6 protein-coding genes are annotated in these 8,921 nt (G+C 36.6%); 2 read left to right on the top strand and 4 right to left on the bottom strand.

Annotated features, from left to right (window positions below; translation table 11 throughout):
• Window positions 1–81 precede the first annotated feature (81 nt).
• Window positions 82–2,187: a DNA helicase RecQ gene (recQ, locus tag ABFR62_11385; protein ID MEN8139021.1), complete on the top strand. Its 2,106-nt coding sequence runs from the start codon at window positions 82–84 to the stop codon at window positions 2,185–2,187.
• A 396-nt stretch (window positions 2,188–2,583) separates the two neighbouring features.
• Here recQ and rfbB read toward each other — a convergent pair whose 3' ends face one another.
• The 4 genes from rfbB to ABFR62_11365 form a co-directional block, all read right to left on the bottom strand.
• Window positions 2,584–3,645, bottom strand: a complete 1,062-nt coding sequence (gene rfbB / locus ABFR62_11380; GenBank protein MEN8139020.1) for a dTDP-glucose 4,6-dehydratase — start codon at window positions 3,643–3,645, stop codon at window positions 2,584–2,586.
• Window positions 3,646–3,647: 2 nt separating this feature from the next.
• Window positions 3,648–4,634: a UDP-glucuronic acid decarboxylase family protein gene (locus tag ABFR62_11375; GenBank protein ID MEN8139019.1), complete on the bottom strand. Its 987-nt coding sequence runs from the start codon at window positions 4,632–4,634 to the stop codon at window positions 3,648–3,650.
• A gap of 83 nt (window positions 4,635–4,717) precedes the next feature.
• The gene (locus ABFR62_11370; GenBank protein MEN8139018.1) at window positions 4,718–6,028 is read right to left on the bottom strand and encodes a UDP-glucose/GDP-mannose dehydrogenase family protein; all 1,311 of its coding nucleotides are present in this window, start codon (window positions 6,026–6,028) and stop codon (window positions 4,718–4,720) included.
• 12 nt (window positions 6,029–6,040) lie between these two features.
• Entirely contained in the window at window positions 6,041–7,171 is a 1,131-nt protein-coding gene (locus tag ABFR62_11365; GenBank protein MEN8139017.1) for a DegT/DnrJ/EryC1/StrS family aminotransferase, read from the bottom strand.
• A 345-nt stretch (window positions 7,172–7,516) separates the two neighbouring features.
• Between ABFR62_11365 and ABFR62_11360 the strand changes: the two genes are divergently transcribed.
• Window positions 7,517–8,755 (top strand): glycosyltransferase N-terminal domain-containing protein, encoded by a 1,239-nt coding sequence (locus tag ABFR62_11360; protein MEN8139016.1) that lies wholly within the window; start codon window positions 7,517–7,519, stop codon window positions 8,753–8,755.
• Window positions 8,756–8,921 lie beyond the last annotated feature (166 nt).

Here is an 8,921-nt window from a genome sequence, read left to right as displayed (position 1 = left end):
ATAACTTGCGTTAGCAAGTTGAAAAATTCGCGCATTCGCGGCTAAAAAAACTACCTTTGCACCCTGAAAAATGAAGAGGCAATGAAATCCAATACACATTTACCAAAAGAAATACTTAAAAACACATTCGGATTCGATGATTTCCGCCCTATGCAGGAGGAAATTATTAATCAGGCATTGAGTAATGAGGATTCTGTTGTTTTGATGCCAACCGGTGGCGGTAAATCATTGTGCTATCAAATACCTGCCTTATCCCGTGACGGACTTACCCTTGTAATTTCTCCACTGATATCACTAATGCAGGATCAGGTGATGGCTTTGCGGTCGAATGGAATAAACGCCTTCTTTTTCAATAGTACTCAAACAAGTGTGGAACAGAGAGAGGTTGTAGATAATGTCCTTTCAAACAAGGCTAAACTACTTTATGTATCACCCGAAAAGTTGATGTCGCCGGAATTTACGGGGATATTGCAAAGTGCCAATATCAATTTAATAGCTATTGATGAAGCTCACTGTATATCGCAATGGGGACACGATTTCAGACCGGAGTATACACAGCTTGGTTTTTTAAAGCAGAAATATCCTAATATCCCGGTGATGGCTCTTACTGCCACTGCAGATAAAATTACCAGAAACGATATTTTAAAACAGTTAAAAATAGAGCATGCACATGTTCATGTATCTTCTTTCGACAGACCTAATCTTAGCTTGAGTGTAGAGCAGGGAACAGATAAGATAAAAAAGATTCTTGATTTTGTTGAAAAGAGACCTGATACTTCGGGGATAATTTATTGTTTGAGCAGGAAAGAATGCGAACAAACCGCTCAAAAACTACAGGCAAGTGGATACAACGCGGAATATTATCATGCAGGGTTAAAAGCAGATAAAAGGGCAGCAGTTCAAAGTAGATTTATAAAGGATAAAACACCTATAATTTGTGCAACCATTGCATTTGGTATGGGAATAGATAAGTCGAATGTACGATGGATAATTCACCATAATATGCCCAAGAATATGGAGGGGTTTTATCAGGAGATTGGTAGAGCCGGCCGTGATGGATTGCCAAGTGATACACTTCTTTTTTATTCTTTAAGAGATGTTATTCAGCTAAAACAATTTGCTGAAGACAGCGGGCAGAAAGAATTGCAATTGGAGAAATTGCAACGCATGCAGGATTATTCCGAATCGCCGGTTTGCAGACGTAAAATTCTTCTTAGCTATTTCAACGAAACTCTTGAAGAAGATTGTGGAAACTGTGATGTATGTAAAAATCCACCTAAGCAATTCGATGGTACAGTTCATGTTCAGAAAGCTCTTAGTTCTATATACCGGTCAAAAGAAAATTTATCAACAACAGCACTGATATCTTTCCTTAGGGGAACATTAAATCAACAGACATTTGATTTTAAAGAGTTAAAAACTTTTGGAGTGGGGCAGGATACATCGTTTAAGGATTGGCAGCAGTATATTTTGCAGATGTTACATCAGGGACTTTTTGATATTGCCTATGACGATCATAATAAATTGAAACTGACAGAACTGTCGAACAAAGTTCTGTTTAAAGGAAAGAAGATAAATCTTGTTCAGGTTAAGAAAAAAGTTCGTGAGAAAATTGAACCACTTTCAAAACGTGTGAGGAAGGAAAAACCATTGAAAAGTTCTTTGTTTGACGAGTTGAAGAAAGTAAGAACTGAACTAGCATCGCGATATAATGTTCCGCCTTACGTTATTTTCAGTGATGCTACTTTAAAAGATATCGAAGACAGTAAACCTCTTAATGAAAATGAATTTGCAAATATTTCGGGAGTAGGAGATTATAAACTGGAAAAGTATGCCTCCTATTTTATAGAAGTAGTAAATAATTATTTCAATAAGAAGAAAGGACTGGGAAATGCCTATAAAGCAACATTAGAGTTATACAAAAACGGAGCTTCTGTTCCTGAAATAGCAAAAAAGAGAAAAGTTCAGGAAACTACAGTGATGTCGCATATTGCCAAAGGAATTGAAAGCAATGAGGACATAGATATTTTTGATTTTGTGGATCTGGATGTATATAAAAGTGTAAAAAGGGCTTATATAGAATTAGGGAGAGAGCAAAGGTTAAAGCCAATTTTTGATAAGCTGGAAGAGACAGTTCCTTATGGAGAGATCAGGTTGTGTTTGAGTCACTTTAAGGCTAATCCGTAGTGTGTAAACGATAATTTTATTGCCATATTGAGGCCTAAGTTTTTAGATGAAAAACTCCAATCATCGGCTGAGCCGAGACACAGTGAGCTGATGGCAAAAAAATAACCGCAACGTAACACTAAGGTATGCGCAACGTAACGCAAAAATACTTCGCGAAACTTAGCGCATAACTTTGCGAAACTTGGCGGTAAAAAAAAGGTTGCCATGAGTAGAGATGAGTTATATAAGAATAAATTACCTCTCAATATGATAAAGTATAAAAGTTTTCAGGCGATACCTTTTATAGATACACCCAAAAGCTAGTCCAGTGAAAGGTATGAATAGTTGGAGTGCGACGGTTACTGAGCGGAGTCGAAGAATTAGTTGCACTCCGACTAATGACAGCGTAGAACTCTCTTACCTCTCCGAGTACATTTTATCATAATACTTCTGATAATCGCCTGAAGTAACATGATCTAGCCATTCCTGATTTTTGAGATACCAGTCTACGGTAATTTCTAAACCCTGTTCGAAGTTAACGGATGGTTTCCAGCCGAGTTCCTTTTTTATTTTGTTCGCATCAATAGCATAGCGTCTGTCGTGACCCGGGCGATCTTTAACAAAGGTAATAAGTTTGGCGGCTGTTCCTTTTTCATTCCCAAGTTTGCGATCCATAATTTCGCATAGCAGATTTACGATATCAATGTTTTTCCACTCATTAAAACCACCTATGTTATAGGTTTCGGCATTTTTACCTTCGTGGAAAACCAGATCTATTGCACGGGCATGATCAACTACATATAGCCAATCGCGTGTATAGTTGCCGTCGCCATAAACCGGAAGTGCTTTAGAGTTTTTAATATTATGTATCATTAGCGGAAGCAACTTTTCCGGAAATTGATTTTGTCCATAATTATTTGAACAGTTTGTCAATACAAAAGGAAAATCGTAGGTGTTTCCATAAGATCTTACCAAATGATCTGAACTGGCTTTTGAAGCGGAGTAGGGCGATTGCGGGTCGTAAGCTGTAGTTTCTAAAAACAAACCTGTTTCCCCTAGTGATCCGTAAACTTCATCGGTAGAGATATGATAAAATCTTTTTCCCTCAAATGAGTCTTTCCAAATTTCACGCGCTGCATTTAACAGGTTGGCAGTACCAACCACATTTGTCATAACGAAGGCATTAGGATCAGCAATAGATCTGTCTACATGACTCTCGGCAGCCAGGTGAATCACCGAATCAAAATTATACTTTATAAAAAGTTTCAAAACTGCCTCAGCATCTACAATATCTATTTTCTCAAAGCTGTAATTTGGAGCATTTTCAACATCAGATAAGTTCTCAAGGTTGCCTGCATAGGTCAGAGCATCCAGATTTATTATCTGATAATCAGGGTATTTATTTACGAATAACCTAACAACGTGAGAACCGATAAAACCTGCTCCTCCCGTTATTACTATTTTCTTTTTATACTCCATGATTATTTTTTTATGTATTTGTCGAAAGTATTATGTTCCTGGCGGAAAAGAGTTTCACGTGGTAATGATTTAAAATATTCATAAGTAATTTTTAAACCTTCCTCACGCTGAACTTTCGGTTCCCATCCAAGAATTTCTTTAGCTCGGGTAATATCAGGTTGCCTCTGTAACGGATCGTTTACGGGCAGAGCTTTGTATACAACTTTTTGTTCTGTTCCTGTCAATTTAATTATTTCTTCTGCAAAATCACTAATGGTAATTTCATTAGGATTTCCGATGTTGACAGGTTTAGTATAGTTGCTCATTAAAAGTTTATAAATTCCGTCAATTTGATCATCAACATAGCAGAATGATCTTGTTTGCGAACCATCACCAAAAACTGTAAGATCTTCACCTCTCAGTGCCTGACCTATAAATGCCGGAATTACTCTCCCGTCGTTTAGGCGCATACGAGGTCCGTATGTGTTAAAAATTCTTACTATTCGGGTATCTAAACCGTGATATGTATGATATGCCATTGTTATAGCTTCCTGAAACCTTTTAGCTTCATCATAAACTCCACGTGGTCCAATTGGATCTACATTTCCGAAATAATCTTCAGTTTGGGGATGTACGAGCGGATCTCCATAAACCTCAGAAGTAGAAGCTATCAGTAGCCGGGCATTTTTTTCCTTCGCAAGTCCCAACAGATGGTAGATTCCCAGAGAACCAACTTTTAGAGTCTGGATAGGGATTTTTAAATAATCTATAGGCGATGCAGGAGAAGCAAAATGTAAAATATAGTCGAGGTCTCCCGAAACATGAACAAATTTTGTGACGTCGTGATAATGGAACTCAAATTGCTCCAGATGAAACAGGTGTTCAATGTTTTTTAAATCTCCGGTAATGAGATTGTCCATAGCAATTACATGAAACCCTTCATCTATAAATTTATCACAAAGATGTGAACCTAAGAATCCGGCTGCTCCGGTAATTAATACTCGCTTCATTATATTTGCTTTTTGCTGTTGGTCTTTAGCTATTAGCTCAGCTATCTGCAATGCTTGCAAATAGCCGGAAGCTAAAGACTTTATTATTTTATTATTCTACGTCCCACAGATTCGTAATAATATCCGTGTTCTTCCATCTCGCTTAGATCGTATAAGTTACGACCATCGAAAATAGTTTTATTTTTCATTTTTTCGGACATTATCTCGAAATTAGGATTTCTAAACTGTGCCCATTCTGTTGCAATAACCAGAGCATCAACTTCATCAAGTGCTTCATAAGAATCATTGAAGAAATTTACTTTATCGCCTAACAATGCTTTTACATTCTCCATTGCTTCCGGATCGTAAGCATTAATTTCTGCTCCCGCTTTTAGCAATTCTGCAATTATATAGAGTGCCGGAGCTTCTCTGATATCGTCAGTGTCGGGTTTGAATGCCAGTCCCCAAATAGCCAACTTCACACCTTTTAAATTACCTCCAAAATGGTTGACAATTTTAGGTACAATTGAAGTTTTTTGTCTGTGGTTAACTTTCATTACAGAATCAAGAATTTGGAATGGATATCCCATTTCTTTTCCTGAGTTGTATAGTGCCTGTACATCCTTAGGGAAACAAGATCCTCCGTATCCGATACCGGGGAATAAGAATCGTTTTCCAATCCTGCTATCCGAACCGATTCCTCTACGGACCATGTCAACATCAGCTCCTACAATTTCACAGAAATTAGCGATTTCGTTCATGAAAGTGATTTTAGTAGCCAGAAAAGAATTTGCTGCATACTTAGTAAGTTCGGCTGATTTTAAATCCATCGAAATAATTGGATTTCCTGACCTTACATACGGTTTGTACAGGGCTTCCATCAGTGCAATAGCTTTTTCCGACTCGGCACCGATTACAATTCGCTCAGGCTTCATAAAATCATCAACTGCAAATCCTTCTCTCAAAAATTCGGGATTAGAAACTACATCAAAAGGGACCTCCGTATGTTGTTTTATTTGTGCAAAAACTTTATCTGAAGTACCAACAGGCACAGTGCTTTTGTCTACAATTACTTTATATTCATCAATAATTTTTCCGATATCATCAGCCACTTTAAGAATATACTTCAGATCGGCAGCTCCATCTGCACCGGGAGGTGTTGGCAGGGCTAAGAAAATAATAGATGCATGTTTTACGGCTTCATCAAGCGATGTTGTGAAATGTAGCCTTCCGGCTTTTATATTCCTTTCAAACATCATCTCAAGTCCTGGTTCATAGATAGGAACTTCACCGTTTCGCATCATATCGACCTTTTTCTTGTCGATATCAACACAAATTACGTCATTTCCTGTTTCCGCGAGGCATGTTCCTGTTACTAAACCAACATATCCGGTTCCTACTACACTAATGTTCATATCGGGTAAAGTTTATCGTTTTACAAACTCAAGTACTGAAGAAGTGATAAATTCAAGCTGTTCTTCATCCAGTTCTGTATGCATTGGAAGAGAGATTACCTGATCGATCAATTGGTTAGTTACCTTAAAATCTGCCTCATTATATCTTTCATCCTTATATGCTTCCTGGGCGTGTAATGGTACCGGGTAATATATCATTGCAGGGATCTCCTTACTCATCAGGAATTCCTGTAATGCATTTCTGTCTGTTCCTTTTACTTTTAATGTGTATTGATGAAAAGCATGAGTGCTGTTGTCAGCAATAAATGGAGTTTCTATTTTTTCACAGTTTTTAAATGCTTCACTGTAATAGTTTGCCGCTTTAGCCCTTGCAGCATTATATGCATCTAAATGTGGTAATTTAATATTTAAGATGGCAGCCTGAATACTGTCAAGTCTTGAGTTTACACCCACTTCATCGTGATAATATCTGCGGTACATTCCGTGATTTACAATTCCACGTAATTTGTGAGCAAGTTCGTCATTATTTGTAAACACAGCTCCACCATCACCATATCCGCCAAGGTTTTTGGAAGGGAAGAATGATGTTGTTCCCAAATCACCAATAGTTCCTGCCTTTTTTACTGTGCCATCAGCGAAAGTGTAATCTGCTCCAATTGCCTGAGCAGTATCTTCAACAACAGCAAGGTTGTGCTCTTTTGCAACTTTCATTACTTCCTCCATATTAGCAACCTGACCAAACAGGTGAACAGGAATAATAGCTTTTGTTTTTGGAGTAATAGCAGCTTTTAAAGCATCAATATCGATGTTGAATGTTTTTTCGTCAACATCAACCAATACAGGAGTAAGTTTAAGTAATCCAATAACTTCAACTGTTGCAGCAAAAGTAAAATCAACCGATATCACTTCGTCACCGGGCTGAAGCTCTAAAGCCATAAGCGAAACCTGAAGAGCATCTGTGCCGTTCGCACAGGGGATAACGTGTTTTACATCAAGATAATCCTGTAAAGATTCCTGGAACTTTTTTACTTCAGGGCCGTTTATATAAGCCGTAGAACGTATAACATTTAGTACTGCAGAATCAATCTCTTCTTGTATTTTTTTGTATTGACTTCCTAAGTCAACCATTTGAATTTTATTCATATCTGATAAATTTTATATTATAGTGATATGGAACTCGCACTTATAGTTGTTTTTAAGATGGTAATTAACTAATGCTCGTTTCATTTCTCAAATATTAAAGACCTAATATTTTTTAGTAAATAGTCCATTGTTAAAAAGGTTACTAAAGTACTAAGATGTTGACAATTGAAAAAACGAAATTCAATATTATATTTTGCGTTAATTTCCTGAGACACAATTGTTAGTAAAAAGAGTTGTTGTATTGTATATATATTCTCAAATATGTATACAAATTTTTGAATTTTAATTATTAGCCGTAGCTATATATGTAGTAAGTAGTATATTTGTGAAAATTCAAATTACTGTATGAATATCTTATATAATTTAGCAATCAGTTTATATGGAATTGTAATAAGAATTGTTTCTTTATTCAACGAAAAAGCTGATTTATGGATTAAAGGACGTAAAGGCTTGTTTGATAAAATTAGCAGAGAAGTAAGCCCCGGTGACAAACCAATTTGGTTTCATGCTGCTTCGCTGGGCGAATTTGAGCAGGGGAGACCAATAATTGAAGAGCTTAGAAGGGCTTTCCCGGGGAAGAAAATTCTTTTAACATTTTATTCTCCTTCGGGTTATGAAGTGAGGAAAGATTGCGAAATAGTTGATTGGGTTTATTACCTGCCTCTGGACACGAAATACAATTCGGATAAATTTGTTGAACTCGTAAATCCTGAGATGGCCATCTTTATTAAGTATGAATTTTGGCCAAATATTATAAATGCACTTAATACAGCCGGAGTAAATACAATCGTGGTTTCTGCTATTTTCAGAGAAGACCAGGTATTCTTTAAAAGTTATGGAGGCTGGATGCGTAAGTCATTATTGAAGTTTTCTAAAATTTTTGTTCAGGATGATAATTCTTTGAGCTTGTTAAATTCTATCGGAGTTGATAAAGTGGAGAAATCGGGGGATACAAGATTCGACAGGGTAATGGATATACTTAAAAATGACAACTCACTTGATTTTGTAGAAAAATTTAAAGCTGATAATAGTTTGTTGGTGGCGGGTTCTACCTGGCCCGATGATGATAAAATCCTTGTGGAGTACATTAACACCGCTAAAAGTAATACAAAAGTAATAATTGCACCTCATAATATTTCGGGTTCATACAATGAAAAATTGTTGAATAAGATATCTAAGAAAGCCGTTTTATACTCTGAGATGTCCGATAATAACCTTGAAGATTTTGATGTATTTATCTTAGATACGGTAGGTATACTGACAAAGGTTTACAGTTATGCAGATATTGCCTATGTGGGTGGCGGATTTGGAAAAGAAGGAGTCCACAATGTACTTGAGCCTGCGGTTTTTTCTGTTCCGGTAGTTACGGGACCAATTTTTCATCAGTTTAGAGAAGCAGTTGAGTTAAGTAATATTGGTGGTATGATTACTATTGATAATTACAGTGAGTTTGCTGCAACTATGACTGATTTTGAAAATGGCAAAATTTCTAATGTCGGAAAAACTGCGAGCAAATATATTGAAGATAATTCCGGGGCACAAAAGGTAATACTTGATTATATTACCGAAAATATTATGTTTTAGTGTTTCAAAATATCTAAAAACAATCTCTCTAAATTTATTTTTTTTGAATTTATCGTTTGTTGCTAAACGGATAAAATTTCTGCGAATGTTTTTAACGCCCCTGGTGGAAGTGATACCCTGCAGCCACAAAAGCTAATGAACAAATGTTTGCAATGGCTTTTACTTC

The organism is Bacteroidota bacterium, from assembly GCA_039714315.1.
Lineage (GTDB): Bacteria > Bacteroidota > Bacteroidia > Flavobacteriales > JADGDT01 > JADGDT01.
Note: the sequence above shows the minus strand (reverse complement) of the source record. Positions and strands in the feature narration are given on the sequence as shown.